16 protein-coding genes are annotated in these 17,184 nt (G+C 47.0%); 1 reads left to right on the forward strand and 15 read right to left on the reverse strand.

Annotation, left to right across the window (positions count from 1 at the left end; translation table 11 throughout):
- Positions 1-35: 35 nt before the first annotated feature.
- The 6 genes from gap to H6A32_RS05550 form a co-directional block, all read right to left on the reverse strand.
- Positions 36-1,049 (reverse strand): type I glyceraldehyde-3-phosphate dehydrogenase, encoded by a 1,014-nt coding sequence (gene gap, locus H6A32_RS05525; RefSeq protein WP_087169199.1) that lies wholly within the window; start codon positions 1,047-1,049, stop codon positions 36-38.
- Between the two features lie 208 nt (positions 1,050-1,257).
- A complete protein-coding gene (locus tag H6A32_RS05530) occupies positions 1,258-2,064 on the reverse strand; it encodes a histidinol-phosphatase HisJ family protein (RefSeq protein WP_087169200.1) in 807 nt (268 codons plus the stop codon).
- A gap of 17 nt (positions 2,065-2,081) precedes the next feature.
- Positions 2,082-3,134 (reverse strand): tRNA 2-thiouridine(34) synthase MnmA, encoded by a 1,053-nt coding sequence (mnmA, locus tag H6A32_RS05535; RefSeq protein WP_087169201.1) that lies wholly within the window; start codon positions 3,132-3,134, stop codon positions 2,082-2,084.
- Between the two features lie 21 nt (positions 3,135-3,155).
- Positions 3,156-3,599: a Fe-S cluster assembly scaffold protein NifU gene (nifU, locus tag H6A32_RS05540; RefSeq protein ID WP_204863899.1), complete on the reverse strand. Its 444-nt coding sequence runs from the start codon at positions 3,597-3,599 to the stop codon at positions 3,156-3,158.
- Positions 3,600-3,630: 31 nt separating this feature from the next.
- Entirely contained in the window at positions 3,631-4,815 is a 1,185-nt protein-coding gene (nifS, locus tag H6A32_RS05545; RefSeq protein ID WP_087252059.1) for a cysteine desulfurase NifS, read from the reverse strand.
- Positions 4,808-5,311: an RrF2 family transcriptional regulator gene (locus tag H6A32_RS05550; protein ID WP_087169204.1), complete on the reverse strand. Its 504-nt coding sequence runs from the start codon at positions 5,309-5,311 to the stop codon at positions 4,808-4,810. The genes nifS and H6A32_RS05550 overlap by 8 nt, the downstream gene beginning before the upstream one ends.
- A gap of 123 nt (positions 5,312-5,434) precedes the next feature.
- On the opposite strand from H6A32_RS05550, the gene H6A32_RS05555 reads away from it, so the two are divergent.
- Positions 5,435-6,769, forward strand: coding sequence for a polysaccharide biosynthesis protein (locus H6A32_RS05555; RefSeq protein WP_204863900.1), 1,335 nt, complete (start codon positions 5,435-5,437; stop codon positions 6,767-6,769).
- 94 nt (positions 6,770-6,863) lie between these two features.
- Here H6A32_RS05555 and H6A32_RS05560 read toward each other — a convergent pair whose 3' ends face one another.
- The 9 genes from H6A32_RS05560 to ppk1 form a co-directional block, all read right to left on the reverse strand.
- Positions 6,864-7,403: a stage II sporulation protein M gene (locus H6A32_RS05560; protein ID WP_204863901.1), complete on the reverse strand. Its 540-nt coding sequence runs from the start codon at positions 7,401-7,403 to the stop codon at positions 6,864-6,866.
- A gap of 114 nt (positions 7,404-7,517) precedes the next feature.
- On the reverse strand, positions 7,518-8,057 hold the full coding sequence (locus H6A32_RS05565; protein ID WP_118635620.1) for an NUDIX hydrolase: 540 nt from the start codon (positions 8,055-8,057) through the stop codon (positions 7,518-7,520).
- A gap of 87 nt (positions 8,058-8,144) precedes the next feature.
- Positions 8,145-9,698, reverse strand: a complete 1,554-nt coding sequence (gene rny / locus H6A32_RS05570; RefSeq protein WP_087169208.1) for a ribonuclease Y — start codon at positions 9,696-9,698, stop codon at positions 8,145-8,147.
- Positions 9,699-9,849: 151 nt separating this feature from the next.
- Positions 9,850-10,464, reverse strand: a complete 615-nt coding sequence (locus H6A32_RS05575; RefSeq protein ID WP_204863902.1) for a regulatory protein RecX — start codon at positions 10,462-10,464, stop codon at positions 9,850-9,852.
- Between the two features lie 3 nt (positions 10,465-10,467).
- Complete coding sequence (gene recA / locus H6A32_RS05580; RefSeq protein ID WP_204863903.1) at positions 10,468-11,529, reverse strand: recombinase RecA; 1,062 nt, start codon at positions 11,527-11,529, stop codon at positions 10,468-10,470.
- Between the two features lie 180 nt (positions 11,530-11,709).
- On the reverse strand, positions 11,710-12,183 hold the full coding sequence (locus H6A32_RS05585; protein ID WP_087169211.1) for a methylglyoxal synthase: 474 nt from the start codon (positions 12,181-12,183) through the stop codon (positions 11,710-11,712).
- A 110-nt stretch (positions 12,184-12,293) separates the two neighbouring features.
- Positions 12,294-12,959, reverse strand: a complete 666-nt coding sequence (locus H6A32_RS05590) for a UDP-N-acetylglucosamine pyrophosphorylase (protein WP_191434260.1) — start codon at positions 12,957-12,959, stop codon at positions 12,294-12,296.
- Positions 12,960-12,972: 13 nt separating this feature from the next.
- Positions 12,973-14,973, reverse strand: a complete 2,001-nt coding sequence (locus H6A32_RS05595; protein ID WP_204863904.1) for a DNA topoisomerase — start codon at positions 14,971-14,973, stop codon at positions 12,973-12,975.
- An 18-nt stretch (positions 14,974-14,991) separates the two neighbouring features.
- Positions 14,992-17,100: a polyphosphate kinase 1 gene (ppk1, locus tag H6A32_RS05600; RefSeq protein WP_204863905.1), complete on the reverse strand. Its 2,109-nt coding sequence runs from the start codon at positions 17,098-17,100 to the stop codon at positions 14,992-14,994.
- Positions 17,101-17,184 lie beyond the last annotated feature (84 nt).

Genomic DNA, 17,184 nt, shown 5'->3' on the forward strand with positions numbered 1-17,184 from the left:
TAGCCTGCCCCGCTTATGATTCGGAATATCAGAAATTATAATAATGTTCCGAAATGTTTGATTGTTCTTACCATCTGGCTTGTGTAAGAATTTTCGTTGTCATACCAGGAAACAACCTGAACTTCTGTTGTTCCGTTGTCTAATGGTAATACCATTGTCTGAGTAGCATCGAATAAGGAACCATATGTCATTCCTACGATATCGCTGGATACGATTTCGTCTTCGTTGTATCCGTAAGATTCGTTGGATGCTGCTTTCATAGCTTCGTTGATCTGTTCTTTTGTAACATTTCCTTCAACAACAGCTGTTAAGATTGTTGTAGATCCTGTAGGTGTTGGTACACGCTGAGCGGATCCGATTAATTTACCGTTCAATTCAGGAATAACTAATCCAATGGCTTTTGCTGCTCCTGTAGAGTTTGGTACGATGTTGCATGCTGCTGCACGGGATCTTCTTAAGTCACCTTTTCTCTGCGGTCCGTCAAGTGTCATCTGGTCGCCTGTGTAAGCGTGGATTGTGCACATGATACCGGATTTGATCGGTGCAAGATCGTTCAGTGCTTTAGCCATAGGAGCCAAGCAGTTTGTTGTACAGGATGCTGCGGAGATGATGTTGTCATCCTTTGTAAGTTTGTCGTGGTTTACATTGTAAACGATGGTAGGAAGATCATTTCCTGCCGGTGCGGAAATAACAACTTTCTTAGCACCTGCCTTGATGTGAGCGGAAGCTTTTTCTTTGGATGTATAGAAACCTGTACATTCAAGAACTACATCTACTCCGATCTCTCCCCATGGAAGTTCTTCAGCGTTAGCTTTTGCATAGATTTTGATTTCCTGTCCGTCAACTGTGATGGAATCTTCGCCTGCTGTAACCTTATCTGCTAATGCGTATTTTCCCTGTGTTGAGTCATATTTTAATAAGTGAGCAAGCATTTTCGGAGATGTGAGGTCGTTGATTGCAACAATCTCATATCCTTCTGCTCCGAACATTTGTCTGAATGCAAGACGTCCGATACGTCCAAAACCATTAATCGCTACTTTTACTGCCATGATTAATTCCTCCTAAAGTTTAATTTAGTTTCTGTTCTGCATGATGCAGATGGTGATTCTTCCTTGTTAAAGATTCATCAACCATACTGATTGTACTAAAAAAAAGACAGGAATTCAAGTATCTTTACATATTTTTATCCAAGTTTTTGCCATTTCTCTTATATCGATTCCTGCCCTGCAAGAATTTTGTTTATATTCAATAGACATTTTAAATGATTTTCAAAAATTTCGGCTTTCTGTCTATAAATATTGTATAATACCGGAATCCGCATTCCTCCAGAATCCTTCCGGCATCCTCGTACTGGTATGCGATGTGATCCGGCTGATGGGCATCAGATCCCACTGTGATGATCTCTCCGCCAAGCTCTCTGTAACGCCTGATAATCTCCGGGTACGGATGACAGAATCCAAGTTTGTACTTAAAGCCTGCCATGTTCATCTCGATTCCCTTTCCGTGTTCAATCAGCCATCGCAGGATTTCATCAATCAGGTCTGAATAGTTTTTCCAGTTGTAATCTCTTGCCTGGTTTCTGCCGTACCGCACGATATAGTCCATATGGCCGAGCACATCGAAATCCTGTATGATCCGGATGTTTTCCCATGTCTCTACAAATGATTTTTCATATACTTCCGCGTCTGAACGGGTTGCGAACAGTACCCGGTTATACGGATCTCTCCCCTCCACAACATGTGTGCTTCCGATCACAAAGTCAAAGGGATAGGAGGCTGTAAAATTCCGATAGTATTCTCCCAGATGCTGCTGAAATCCGATTTCCACCCCAAGTCCGACGGAAATCTGATCTTTGAATTTCTCTTTTAACTCCTGGATTGCCGGTATATAGCGGTCCATGTCAATCCGGAACTGCTGGTCGTCTTCCGGATAATCCCAGTCCTGATGGTCTGTAATACAGATCTGTTTTAATCCTTTTCTGACTGCGCCAAGCGCCATCGATTCCGGAGATGCGTCCGAATCCGATGAAAAATTCGTGTGCATGTGATAATCTGCTGTGATCATACTTTCTCCTTCCCGTATCAGATGATACGTCCTCCGCCAAGAATATAGCCGTCACTGTAGAGAACCAGTGCCTGTCCCGGTGTCACCGCCCGCTGAGGTTCTTCAAATGTACAGGTAATTTCGTCATCCCCTGTCTTCTGGAGCGTACACCAGCCACCCCGGTGGTTGTAACGGATTTTGGCGAAGATCCTCTTTCCTTCCAGTTCCTTAAAGTCTGCCGCTCCCATTGGATTGAGCAGGCGTGCCTTCACTTCCCGTTTCAGTGACTCTTCATCATTTCCAAGTACCACTTCGTTTGTCTCCGGACGGATCGCAAGGACAAAAACCGGATAACCAAGGGCCACTCCAAGTCCTTTTCTCTGTCCTACCGTGTAATGGATAATTCCTTTGTGCTTCCCGAGAATGTTGCCGTTTACATCGACAAAATTTCCCTCTTTTGGTTCCTGCCCGGTATGGCTTTTGATAAAGGATGCATAGTCTCCATCCGGAATGAAGCAGATATCCTGGCTGTCCGCTTTCTGTGCCACGGAAATTCCTGCTTTTGCCGCAATTTCACGGATCGTATCCTTTTCATACTTTCCGACCGGCATCCGGGTGTGTGCCAGCTGCTCCTGTGTCAGGTTGTAAAGCGCATACGTCTGGTCTTTTCTGGAAACGTCCGCATTTGCCACTGCGTAACGTCCGTTTGGAAGCTTCACAATATTCGCATAATGCCCGGTGGCAATCAGGTCTGCCCCGATTTCTTTCGCCCATCCGAGAAGGGCCTCCCACTTCACAAACCGGTTGCAGACAACACACGGATTCGGCGTCCGGCCTTCCAGATATTCTCTACAGAAATAGTCCATGACATTGGACTTGAACTGATTCCTGAAGTCCACCGTGTAATGCGGAATCCCGATCTCGTCTGCTACCTTTTTGGCATCTTTGGACGGATCCTGTCCGCACTGCGCTTCATCGCACGTGATCATTGTCACGCCGGTTACATCGTATCCTTCCTCTTTCAGCAGATATGCCGCTGCGGAAGAATCGACTCCCCCGGACATGCCGATGACGATTTTTTCTTTTTTCATGCTTTCTTCCTCAAATCTGTTTTAATATTCCTCTTCTTCCTCTTCTTCACCTTCATGAATATCGGACTTTGGCTTTTCGAGACCTTCGATCTCAATACCGTTTTTCTGTGCGTAATCCCACAGTGCTGCGTGGATCGCTTCCTCCGCCAGAAGGGAGCAGTGCACTTTAACCGGCGGCAGTCCGTTCAGAGCCTCCATCACGGCTTTGTTTGTCACCTGCATTGCTTCCTGAATGTTTTTCCCTTTTACAAGTTCCGTTGCCATGCTGCTTGTCGCGACAGCCGCGCCGCATCCAAAAGTCTTAAATTTCACGTCCCGGATGATCTGGTTTTCATCGATGTCCAGATAGATTCTCATGATATCCCCGCATTTTGCGTTTCCGACTGTTCCGACGCCGCTTGCCCCTTCAATTTCTCCCATGTTTCTTGGATGCTGAAAATGATCCATTACTTTTTCTGAATACATATGTTTCCTCCTAAGTTCAATCCGTTCTTTTTTATTTTGCCTGTTTCTTTATAAAATCTTCGTAAAGCGGAGACATGTTTCTGAGATTTTCAATGATCTGTTTCAGATTCTCCACCACGTAGTCTATGTCTTCTTTTGTAATTTCCTCGTTTAATGTCAGTCTCAGTGAACCGTGCGCAATCTCGTGCGGAAGTCCGATGGCGAGCAGCACATGGGACGGGTCCAGAGAGCCGGATGTGCACGCAGAACCGCTGGAGCCGCAGATACCTGCCATATCAAGGCTTAACAGCATGGACTCGCCTTCGATAAAGCGGAAGCTGAAGTTTGCATTGTTTGGAAGCCGGTCTGCCGGATGTCCGTTTAACTTCGTATACGGAATTTCTTTGAGTACACGGTCAATCAGATAATCCCGGACTTCTTTCTCTTTGGATGTTCTCTCTTCCATCGTACGGACAGCCCGCTCCACTGCAGTTCCAAGTCCGACAATCCCGGGAACATTTTCGGTTCCGGCACGGCGTTTTCTCTCCTGTGCTCCGCCATGGATGAAGTTTTTCAGACGGAGTCCTTTACGGATATATAAAAATCCGATCCCTTTCGGTCCATTGAGCTTGTGTCCGCTTGCGCTTAACATGTCGATATTCAGGTCGTCTACCTGTATCGGAATCTGTCCAAACGCCTGCACTGCATCGGTATGGAATAAAATTCCGTGTTCCTTTGCAATCGCTCCGATCTCTCTGACCGGTTCGATCGTTCCGATCTCATTGTTCGCAAACATGATGGAGATCAGAATCGTATCCGGACGGATGGCTTTTTTCAGCTCTTCCAGATCTACCACTCCGTTTTCATCCACGTTCAGGTATGTCACTTCAAATCCATGCTTTTCCAGATATTCACATGTATGAAGCACTGCATGATGCTCAATTTTGGATGTGATAATATGCTTTCCTTTTGACTCATATGCCTCTGCCGCAGCCTTGATTGCCCAGTTGTCGCTCTCTGTTCCGCCGGCTGTAAAGTAGATCTCATTTGCCTTGGCTCCAATGGCATCCGCAATGATCTCTCTCTGCTTTGTCACTGCCTCTTTACTCTTTGCCGCAAAACTGTATACGCTGGACGGGTTTCCGTAATATTCTGAAAAATACGGGAGCATTGCTTCCACAACTTCCGGCGCCGTCTTTGTCGTCGCCGCATTATCTAAATAGATCAATTTACTCATTGTCTTCTTCCTTTCTCTTCTCTTTTCTGGAACTTCCGCACAGTGCCTCCGGCTGAATCTCCTTCCGGCAACGGGCTTTATTTTTTCTGCTTTCTTCTACAAGCTGATCCAGATAAATGCCGTCTACTGTCGTGCGGATGCTTTCGTTGATCTTCTGCCAGACATATTTTGTGGCACAGATATCCTGAGCCTGGCAGGACTCGTCCGCATGAAAAGCGGCGCAGGTCACTGCCTCAAGGCTTCCCTCCAGCGCCCGCAGAATGTCTCCAACCGAGATCTTTCCGGCATCTCCATGGATGATATATCCTCCTCCGGCGCCCCGGATGCTCTCCACAAGCCCCGCTTTTTTCAGCTTTGCCATCAACTGTTCCAGATATCGTTCTGAAATTCCCTGACGCTGTGAAATACTGGCGATCGAGACAGGCTCCGCCTCTGAAAATTCTGCAAGATCGATCATCGCCCGCAGCCCATATCTTCCCTTAGTTGATAATTTCACACTGTCACCTCTTTTAATCCTACTTTTTTACTAGGGTTTCCTTTTGTAGGATAGCATCCGGATCTGGTTCTGTCAACCCATATTCCGGAATATCATACTAGTAAAAACAAAGTCAGGTATCTTATGCATCTTTCCACCCGAAAAAAAATCTTTTTAAAAGGAGCCTTTGTGCTGACTTTTGTCGGTCTGGTCACGCGTGTGATCGGATTTTTCTTCCGTATTTTTTTAAGCCGTGCGTTTGGCACAGAAGGAATCGGTATCTATCATCTGATTTTTCCTGTCTTTGCACTTTGTATCTCTTTATCGGCCGCCGGAATCGAAACCTCCCTCTCCCGTCTGACCGCCCGGTACACTTCTCTTGGCAGACCGGAACTTGCAAAGGTATCCTTCCAGATGGCTCTTCTTCTGTCTGCCGGCATGTCTTTGATCTGTACTGCGCTCATCCAGATTTTCGCGCATGATATTGCAGTTTCGGCTTTAGGCGATGTACGCTGTGAACCGCTTTTAAAAGTCATGTCCTACGCGCTCCCTTTTGCCAGTGTCCATTCCTGCATCTGCGGATACTCCCTCGGGCTCAAGCAGACACGGATTCCCGGCATTTCACAGCTCGCTGAACAATGCACCCGTGTCCTCGGCGTCTACCTCCTCTATACCGCCGCCATACAGGAATCCGGGCAGGCCGGAATCATCCTTGCCGTCTGCGGACTGGTCATTGGAGAAATTGCAGGTGCCTTCTACAGCATTTTTGCCGTCCGGCGGATTCTTTATACAAAAAAGGCAACACAGAAATGCAGCTTTTCCTGCTATGCCGGGTGTCTTGGCGATATTTTAAAACATGCCGTACCTATCACGGCCAACCGGATTTCTTTGAATATTCTGCAGAGCATCGAGGTCATTTCCATTCCAAAGTGCCTCATGCTTTACGGCTTCTCCCGCTCCGCCGCCCTGAGCCATTACGGAATCCTGAACGGGATCGCCATGCCCTGTATTTTATTTCCGTCTGCCATCACCAATTCCATCTCCATGATGATGCTCCCCACTGTGGCCGAGATTCAGGCAGCAAGCCAGAGCCGGACTCTGAGGCAGCTGATCCGGAAGGTAAGTATCTCCTGCCTTCTGCTTGGCTTTTTCTGTACCTGCGGCTTTCTTCTGACCGCGGACTTTCTCGGCTCCTTTGTCTTTCAAAGTCCGGAGGCCGCCTCCTACATACGGGTGCTGGCTTTTATCTGCCCGTTTCTCTATACAACTTCGACCTACATCAGTATGCTGAACGGGCTGGGACATACCGGTCTGGCCTTTCTGATTAATTTTACCGGCCTGTGCATCCGGATTGCCGGTGTCTTCTTTCTGATCCCACAGACCGGAATCAGCGGATATCTGACCGGTCTCCTCTCAAGCCAGATTTTCGTATTCCTGGCATCTGTCCGGGTACTCTTCCGTACCGTACAGTGCACATGAACCGGCAGGTAAAATAATTTTGTACATCAAAAAGACAGCTTAAATTCCTTTTCCCGGGAACTTAAGCTGTCTTCTTTATTTTTCTTCTGTCTTTTTACAATGTATCCAGAAACATCTGCATCAAAATCGGATTGACATACGCTTCCGTAATCAGTCCTGCCGTCATAAAAACAAGTACCGCGAAGGTCTTTCCCATATTCCATCTGGCCTGCGGAAAAATGAAAAAATGCCACAGAACAATCAGATAGGCCAGTGCGTAAAAAAGGAACTGCGGCACCATCGCAATCATCCAGAACACAATACCCTGAATTCCCATATTCAGAATCCCCGCACACACAATTGTTCCGGTCGAAAAACCGGCCCAGACAAATACTGCAACGGTGGCAATCCTTCTGACCCTGGTCTGTCCCAAAAACACGATCAGAAGCAGCGGGATAAGGCGGATACCACACAAGTACAAGATATATTCTCCTGCTTCAATTTCCGATTGCGCATACTGTTTTAGAAAATACGGGTTGAAGATACCTGATGTGGTCACGTAATCTTTCACTGTCAGATTGGCAAATAAGATTCCTCCGATAAACCCTGCCATAAATGCTGCTGCAAAATACTGCTTTGCTCTTTCTATTCTCACAAGACAAGCCTCCTCATCAAACAGATACTAATACATATTCGGCTGTCCCTTTCTGTATTCACAAATTCGTTCGAATCCGATTCCTGTCAGAAGTCAGATTTTGCACGAAGAATTTTAACGGCAGTATTTGGCATCGTAGGCCAGAATCGACGCAATTGTCTTGGAGTCCTCGATCTCGCCTCTAAAAATCTTTTCTTTCAGTTCTTCCACTGTATATGTTTCCAGTTCAATATATTCGTCTTCATCAAGGTGCTGGTGGGACGGAATCAGATTCCGGGCGACAAATACTTCGATCTTCTCGTTGCAGAATGCGACCGTTGTGCGGATATTGATCAGCCACTCCAGGCTGTCGCACCGATATCCGGTCTCTTCCTCCAGTTCTCTTCCCGCGCAGACAATTCCCGGCTCTTCCGCATAGTCCAGTGCCCCCGCCGGAATTTCCAGCGTATAGCGGTCCAGTGCATTCCGGTACTGCCGCACCATGACCAGTTTCCCGTCCTCTGTAACCGGAACAACTGCGGCAGCCCCTTTGTGCTTGATGAAATCCCACTCTGCCGTATTTCCATTTGCAAATTCCATATGATCGGTATATACATCCAGAATTGCTCCTTTATATTTCAGTTCTCTTCCCACACGTCTGATATTCTCACTCATCATTACCGCCTCCTCATGATAAAAGAATCCCTGACCTACTTTTCAGTAAATCAGGGATTCTTACGTTTACATTATCGACTCTAATATCTATTTTGCATAATCCGTGACTCTTGACTCCCGGATTACATTTACCTTAATCTGGCCCGGATATTCCAGTTCGAACTCAATCTGTTTTGAAATCTCTCTCGCCAGTAATACCATATCATCGTCTGATATTTGTTCTGGAACTACCATAACGCGAATCTCTCTTCCCGCCTGAATAGCAAAAGATTTATCGACACCTTTAAACTGGTTTGCGATATCTTCCAACTGTTTTAACCTGTTTGTATATGTTTCCAATGTTTCACGTCTTGCACCCGGACGGGCTGCTGAAATCGTGTCAGCCGCCTGTACAACACATGCAACCAGTGACTGCGGTTCCACATCTCCGTGATGTGCCTCTACCGCATTGATAACAACTGCTGATTCTTTATATTTTCTGCACAGATCCACACCGATCTGAATATGTGATCCTTCCACATCGTGATCGATAGACTTTCCAATGTCATGCAGAAGTCCGGCTCTCTTTGCCACACGGACATCCAGTCCGATTTCTCCTGCAAGAAGTCCTGCAAGCTGTGCCACTTCGATAGAGTGTTTCAGCGCATTCTGTCCATAGCTTGTACGGAATTTCATACGTCCAAGCAGACGGATCAGTTCCGGATGGATACCGTGTACGCCGACTTCCAGCGCAGCAGCTTCTCCTTCTTCCCGGATCATGGACTCCACTTCTTTCTGTGCCTTTTCAACCATCTCTTCAATTCTGGCCGGATGAATCCGTCCGTCTACAATCAGCTTTTCCAGTGCAATCCTTGCGACTTCACGCCGGATCGGATCGAAGCCGGAAAGTACGACTGCTTCCGGTGTATCATCGATAATCAGTTCGACACCAGTCAGTGTCTCAAGTGTACGAATATTTCTTCCCTCTCGTCCAATGATACGTCCCTTCATTTCATCACTCGGAAGCTGGACTACCGAAATCGTCGTCTCTGCCACGTGATCCGCAGCGCACCGCTGAATCGCATTGACTACGTACTCTTTCGCTTTCTTTCCTGCTTCTTCCTTGGCCTGATTTTCCAGCTCTTTGATCATTCTGGCTGAATCATGCTTCACATCGTCTTCAACAGTTTTTAACAGATATTCTTTTGCCTGTTCGGAGGTTAGTCCTGAGATTCTTTCCAGTTCCTGTACTCTTTGTCTGTTTAACTCGTCCGCTTTCGCTTCACGCTCTTTGATCTGCTCTTCCTTCGCTGCAAGATTCATTTCCCGATGTTCGACCGCGTCAGAACGCTTGTCTACCGCTTCTTCCTTTGCAAGGACGCGTTTTTCATAACGCTGAAGCTCTGCCCTGCGTTCCTTTGTCTCTTTTTCCAGTTCGTTTTTGGTCTTGATCGATTCCTCTTTCACTTCCAGAAGGGCTTCCTTTTTCGTCGTCTCAGCTTTTTTCAGTGCATCATCTATGATTTCTCTGGCTTTACTCTCTGCATTTCCAATTTTGGATTCCGCATTTTTTTTCAAGTTCGAAACCGTCACATTGTAAGTAACTGCTGCTGTTACGACAAGCGTAATCACTACTGCAACGATAATATAGAAAATTTGCACAGGAGCACCTCCTTATTTAATTTTCATTGTACAATTACAACACTTAAATTTTATACTGTTTTAACAAATATGTCAAGCACAGACTCTTTCCTTTCGTTGAAATCGCGGAATTCCGCACCGGAAAATCTTTCGGCTTTTCCGGCATTCCCGGCTAATCTTCCGGAAATTCCAGATTCAGCGCTTTTTTAATCTCTCCGTAGGAAAATCCTTTTCTTGCAAGATAAGCATACAGTTTCTGTTTTTCCTCCACAGAGGCGCGGGAAGGGTCATAATGTTTTTTTCTCAGAAGGTGGCGGAGCGCCTCGCCGGAATCGCTCTCCTCATAGCACCTCTCCATCATTTCGTCTACAATCTCTCCATCTATTTTCTTTCCGGAAAGCTCTGCATAGATTTCCCGTCTGCTTTTGCGTCCTTTTCTGGAAAGAATAAAACTCTCCGCATATCTTCTGTCATCCACATAGCCGAATGACTTTACATAGCGGACAACCTGATCCACTGTTTCCTCTGGAAAATCCTGGCGCAGAAGACGGTCCCGCAGTTCGCTCTCGGTCCTGTCCATACTTTGAAGAAGAGACATTGCCTTGCGCTTTGCCCTCTTCAGTACAATCTCCGATAATATCGTTTCTATCTGATCCTCTGTCACAGCTTCCCCGTCTTTCAGATGGCAGGAGGACAGTTCGCTTTTGTATAATACAAAAGCGAACTGTCCGTCCAGATAAATCCGAAATTTTGTCTTTGTAACCGGCTCAATCCCAACCTGTCTCATCGCTTATTCTTCGCTTTCGGCCTCTTTGCTGCCGTTATCCGCAGTTTCCTGCCCCTGTCCTGCACTGCCGTCCAGTCCATAATGAGCGCGTACTTTCGCTTCAATCTCATCCATCACTTCCGGATGCTCTCTTAAATAGCCCTTCGCATTCTCACGGCCCTGACCGATCTTGTTTCCCTCATATGCATACCATGCTCCGCTCTTATTGACGATATCCAGGCCTGCTGCCAGATCCAGCACATCTCCCTCTCTGGAAATGCCTTTTCCGAACATGATATCGAACTCCGCCTCTTTAAACGGAGGCGCAATCTTATTCTTTACAACTTTGACTCTGACATGGTTTCCGACCATCTCTCCTCCCTGCTTGAGGGTCTCTGTCCGTCTGATGTCGAGACGGATCGAGGAATAGAATTTCAGAGCACGTCCTCCTGTAGTCGTCTCCGGGTTGCCGAACATGACACCGACCTTCTCACGGAGCTGATTGATGAAAATCACAACGCAGTTTGACTTGCTGATGACAGGAGTAAGTTTTCTGAGCGCCTGGGACATCAGTCGTGCCTGAAGTCCGACATGGCTGTCTCCCATATCTCCCTCGATCTCCTGCTTTGGAACAAGAGCCGCTACCGAGTCAATGACAACAATATCCATTGCTCCGGATCTGACCATCGTCTCCGTAATCTCAAGCGCCTGGTCTCCGCTGTCCGGCTGGGAAATGTAAAGCTCATTGATATCCACGCCGATATTCCCCGCATAAACCGGATCCAACGCATGCTCCGCATCGATAAATCCTGCAATTCCCCCTCTTTTCTGCACCTCTGCAATCATGTGAAGGGCAACTGTCGTCTTACCGCTTGACTCCGGTCCGTAAATCTCTACAATACGCCCCTTTGGAACGCCGCCGAGTCCAAGGGCGATATCCAGACTCAGCGCTCCTGTCGGAACGGTCTCAACTGCCACCTGTGCCTTCGGATCTCCGAGACGCATCACCGTTCCTTTTCCAAAATCCTTTTCCAGTTTGGCTATCGCGGCCTCAAGGGCCTTCTTTTTATCTTCATTATTTGTCATACTCTGATCTCCTTTTTTGAATCCGAACAAATGTTCGCCTGTGATTTTAATAGTAACCGATTCTTATTTTGTTGTCAAGCTGATTTTTGAGTTTTGGCAGAAATGCCCGGACCGGAAACAAGACAGAATGCCCGCCACAGTCCGGCTGCGGCAGGCCTTTCATAAAAACAGATCATATTCCTATTTCATCTGTCTGACTCTCTCCTCTACTTCCGCGGAGAAATTCAGAACTTTTCTGGAGTATGTTTGATTCATATACCGGGATGTAAGCATGAAATCCGCAGTAGCAAGATTATTGGCTACCGGAATATCATATACGACCGCAATTCGAAGAAGCGCCTTGACATCCGGATCATGCGGCTGTGCTTCCAGCGGATCCCATAAAAAGATCATAAAGTCAATGCCACCTTCTACGATCTTTGCTCCAATCTGCTGATCCCCTCCGAGGGGACCGCTGTTGTACGCGCGCACCGGAAGCCCCGTTTTTTCCGCAATCAGTCTGGCTGTCGTCCCGGTACCGCAAAGAAAGTGATTTTTCAGAATATCTTTATTCTTATCGCACCAGTCCACCATTTCTTTTTTCTTTCCATCATGCGCCACCAGTGCGATATGTTTCTGCTTTCCAATTTCAAAATCTACATACTGCTTTCCCATTGTGTTTCGTCTCCTTTCCCGATCCGTCATTCCTTCTTTGTCCCGTCAACGAATTTCTCTTTTATTATACAATATTTCTCCGGATTCTCACAGTAAAATTTCACAGGTTACTACTGTTTTTCTACAACTTCGCCCTGTTTTTTGTAAATACTTCCGGCCGGCACATAACCCCGCACCATGGAAAGCGGGTAAATATTTGTATTTCTTCCTACAACCGTCCCCGGATTCAGGACACTGCCGCATCCTACCTCCACATTGTCTCCGAGCATGGCACCGAACTTTTTCAGTCCGGTCTCGATTTTACCCTCCGGTGTACTGACTGTTGCAAGTGTCTTGTCAGATTTCACATTGGATGTGATGGAGCCGGCACCCATATGGGACTTGAATCCAAGGACAGAGTCGCCGACATAATTGTAATGAGGCACCTGAACCTTGTTGAATAACACAACATTTTTCAGTTCTGTAGAATTCCCGACTACTGCACCTTCTCCTACCAGCGCGTTTCCACGGATAAATGCACAGTGCCGGATCTCAGCGTCTTTGCCGATGATTGCCGGACCGTTAATGTATGCACTTGGAGCCACCTTTGCAGACTTTGCAATCCAGATGTTCTCGCCTTTCTTTTCATACTCGTCCTCCGGCAGTGTGTTTCCAAGTTTTACAATAAATTCCCCGATTTTCGGAAGGATTTCCCACGGATAGGTCACTCCCTCAAAAAGTTCTCCTGCGATCGTCTCGTTGAGATCATAAAGCTCCTGTACTGTTAATTCTTTCATAGTGTTCCTCCTTCTATGACTTTTTCATTGATTTATAATAAGGGGACACCTTATCGTAGCAGGCTTTCAGCTGGTACTGATTGTTCAGTCCGACTACGCCGTTCGTCCTGACCGCGATAAAATGTTCCAGTTTCTGCATATATTCTTCTGAGGTGATCTGCCCTTCAGCCACCAGGGTCAGTCCCTTTTCCCAGCTGGCCGTCAGCTCCGGATTCAAAAGGGAGCGGATCGAATGCTCCACCGCATCGTAAATCAGCTCTCCCATCAGCGTCGGAGTGATCACCTGGGTCTTTTTATTAAGAGATAAGTATTTGATATGAATCAGCTTCTTGAGTATTTCCGCCCGCGTCGCACTCGTTCCAATACCGCTTCCTTTGATCTGGGCCCTGAGCTCTTCATCCTCAATGAGCTGTCCGGCATTTTCCATGGCAAGAATCATGGAACCGGAGTTGTACCGCTTTGGCGGCGATGTCTCGCCTTCTTTGATTTCAAATCCCTTCACCGGGATCCGGTCTCCCTTCTTCAGCTTCTGAATCCGGGCAAACAGCTCCGCATCCGGAACCGTCTCCTCGTCCTCCTCTGACTTTCCTTTCTTATTACCCGGAATGCCCGTCACTTTATAAAATCCTTCCTCCGTCAGAATCTTAAAGCCAGAGAAGAAATGCTCGCCTTCCAGCACCATCTCCAGTGATAGTTTCTGATACACTGCCGGCGGGTAGAAAATCGAAAGGAAACGCCTCACAATCAGATCATATACCTTCGCACCGGTTGCAGATACGGACTTCAGCGCCGGAAGTCCCTGCCCGGTCGGAATGATGGCATAGTGATCCGTGATCTGGCTGTCATTTACATATCTCGTCTTTTCCAGTCCTTTGTGCGTCCGTTCCCTTGCGATAAACCCAAGCAGTTCTGCCGTAGGTTCATATTTCGCAAGCCCGTTCAGATTTTTGTGAATCTCTTTTGCCACCGCTGTGGAAAGGACTCTCGCGTCGGTACGAGGATAGGTGACCAGCTTCTTTTCATACAGCTCCTGCACAATCCGAAGGGTTTCATCCGGACTGATCTTGAACCGTTTCGAGCATTCATTCTGCAGTTCCGCCAGGTTGAATAACAACGGCGGATTTTTCTTTTCTTTCTTTTTTTCCACGGAAACAAGCGCGCCCATCCGGTCGCTGTCCATCAGCTCATCGATCAGCTCCTGTGCTGTTTCCCGGTCTTTGAACCCGTTTTCCCGGTACAGCTTCGGAGACATCTCATAACGGGACCCTTTGACTGCTTTCCATTCTCCCTGGAATGCGGCCCCGTCCGCGTCCATATTCGCAAGCACACGGTAAAACGGGGTTTTGACGAACTCCCGGATCTCCCGTTCTCTTCTTACCACCATCCCAAGCACACAGGTCATGACCCGGCCCGCCGAGAGCACCACAAAGTTTTTATGTAAAAATCCGGCAATGCTGTTCCCGTATTTCAATGTCAGAATTCTGGAAAAATTAATTCCCATCAGATAGTCTTCCTTGGCCCGCAGGTAAGCGGAAGCGGAAAGATTATCGTAGGCTGACAGATCTTTTGCCTCCCGAATTCCCCGCAGGATCTCTTCCTCTGTCTGGGAATCAATCCAGACACGCTTTCTCGTTTTCCCTTTTACTTTTGCCATCTGCTCCACCAGGCGGTAAATATACTCCCCTTCCCGCCCGGAGTCTGTACAGACATAGATCGTATCTACATCCTTTCGGTTGAGAAGTCCGCTTACGATGTCAAACTGTTTCTTCACATTCGGAATCACCTCATACTTGAATTCCTTTGGAAGAAACGGGAGGGTGCTTAGACTCCATTTTTTATATTTCGGATCATAGGCCTCAGGATAGCTCATTGTCACCAGATGCCCCACGCACCATGTAACAATGCTCTCATCGGATTCCAGCCATCCGTCCCTCCGCTTCATATTCTGTTTCAGCGCCTTTGCAAACTCCTGCGCCACACTCGGCTTCTCTGCTATGTAGAGAGATTTCCCCATATTTACAATCTCCTTCTTTTACCTGCGGAAGATACGAAGCAGAAAATCAAGAAACGGCCTTTTTGTCTGTTTTTTCACCCTTGCCGCCTCCTGCACTGCTTCCTGCATGAACACTTCCTGGGCATCAACCGGCTGTCCCGTCTGTTCTTTCTTCCGGTAGTTGCCGGATGAATCCAGAGCCCTCGCCTTTACATTATCCTCAAGCATAACCTGAATCATATGATTCAGCCTCTCCCTCACTTCAGGATCGTAAACAGGACATGCAACTTCCACACGCTTTTCTGTATTTCTTGTCATCATATCGGCCGAACCGATATACATTTTTTCTGAACTTCCCCTTCCAAAAATGAAAATTCTTGGATGCTCCAGAAAGCGGCCGACAATACTTGTCACACGCACATGGTCCGTGTACCCCTTTATCCCCGGAAGGATACAGCAGATTCCACGCACAAGCAGGTCGACCTCCACCCCGGCACGGCTGGCCATGGAAATCTTTTCAATAAATTCCACATCCGTCACTGAATTCATCTTCATGATAATCCGGCCGTTTGTACCTTTCTTTGTCTCTTCCTCAATCAATTCCAGAACCTTTTTCTTCAACGTATTCGGCGAGACAATCAGATGCCGGTAGGTGCCTCTTAAATTTCCCATGGACATATTCTGGAAAAAGGCCGCCGCATCCTGCCCGATCTCCTGGTCTGCTGTCATCAGGCACACATCCGTATACATGGCCGCTGTCTTTTCGTTGTAATTTCCGGTTCCGACCTGAGTGATATACTGATACCCGTTTCGTGTCTTACAGGTAATCAGGCAGATTTTGGAATGAACCTTGTAGTTTTCAAACCCGTAAATCACCCGGCATCCTGCCTCTTCCAGCCGTTCGGACCACTCAATGTTATTCTGCTCGTCAAACCGGGCTCTCAGCTCAATCAGAACCGTAACCTCTTTTCCGTTTTCCGCCGCAGCGCACAGATACTCCACAAGTCTTGCTTTCTTTGCAAGCCGGTAGATAGTAATTTTGATCGTCACGACAGACGGATCCGACCCCGCCTCCTTCAGAAGCTTTAAAAACGGCTCCATGGATTCGTACGGATAAGAAAGGAGAATGTCCTTTCTTCTGATCTGCTTCATGATGGAAGTCTCATCCTCCACCATAGCTGCCTTCTGTGGGGAAAACGGCTCATATACCAGTGTTCTCCTCAGGTGTTCCGGCACCTTTTCCGCTACGGAGAAAATATAGGACAGCTTCAGCGGCATCTTCGTCCGGAAAATCTGTTTCGGTGTAATGTGGAACTTCTCACAAAAATAGGTTTCCATGCTCTCCGGAAGCGGATTTGCCGTCTCAAGCCGGACAACCGCCATCCTTCTCCGCTTGCTCAACGTCTTTTTCATCAGGACGCGGAAATCATCGTTGATATCCAGTGATTCGTCATCCGGTGAAATATCCGCATTCCTCGTCACGCAAATATAATTCTTGTCGGATACTTCATATTTATCAAAAATAACCTCCAGATATTCCATCAGGATCTTTTCCATCCGGATATACCGGATATCGTGTCCGGGCAGAAAAAGGATCTCTGAAATATACTGCGGCACCGGAACAATTCCCATCATTTTTTTATTATCCTGTTTCAGACTTGCAACGACATAGATCTCCTTATTGAGAAGATGCGGAAACGGATGGTTCGCATCTACAATCTGAGGGGAAAGAACCGGAAGAATCTGATCCTTAAAATACTTCTTTACATATTTCTTTTCCGGGTCCTGAAGCTCCTTAAAAGAAAGCCCGCAGATTCCATAGGGATTCAGTTTCTTTTTGATCTCCGCATAAGTTTTATCCCGCTCTTTGTAAAGCGGAGCCACCGCCTCATAAATCCGGTCCAGCTGCTGCTGTGCTGTCATGCCTGACCTTTTGTCCGTCGTCTGTACTTTCATGGAAGCCATATCGTAAAGACTTCCCACCCGGATCATGAAAAACTCATCCAGATTACTTGTAAAAATCGCTACAAATTTCATCCGCTCCATCAGAGGCACATCCGGATCTTTCGCTTCCTCCAATACTCTTTTATTAAATTTCAACCATGAAAGTTCCCGATTCTGCGTATATTTCAGAAGTTCCCCGTCCATTTTTCGCTCCTTTATTCTATATTTTGAAATCAGTTTGTCAGTCTGTCGTCCTTTCTATTTTACATGGTTCTCTACAAACGTGCA

It is taken from the genome of Drancourtella massiliensis (assembly GCF_016900655.1).
Lineage (GTDB): Bacteria > Bacillota > Clostridia > Lachnospirales > Lachnospiraceae > Sellimonas > Sellimonas catena.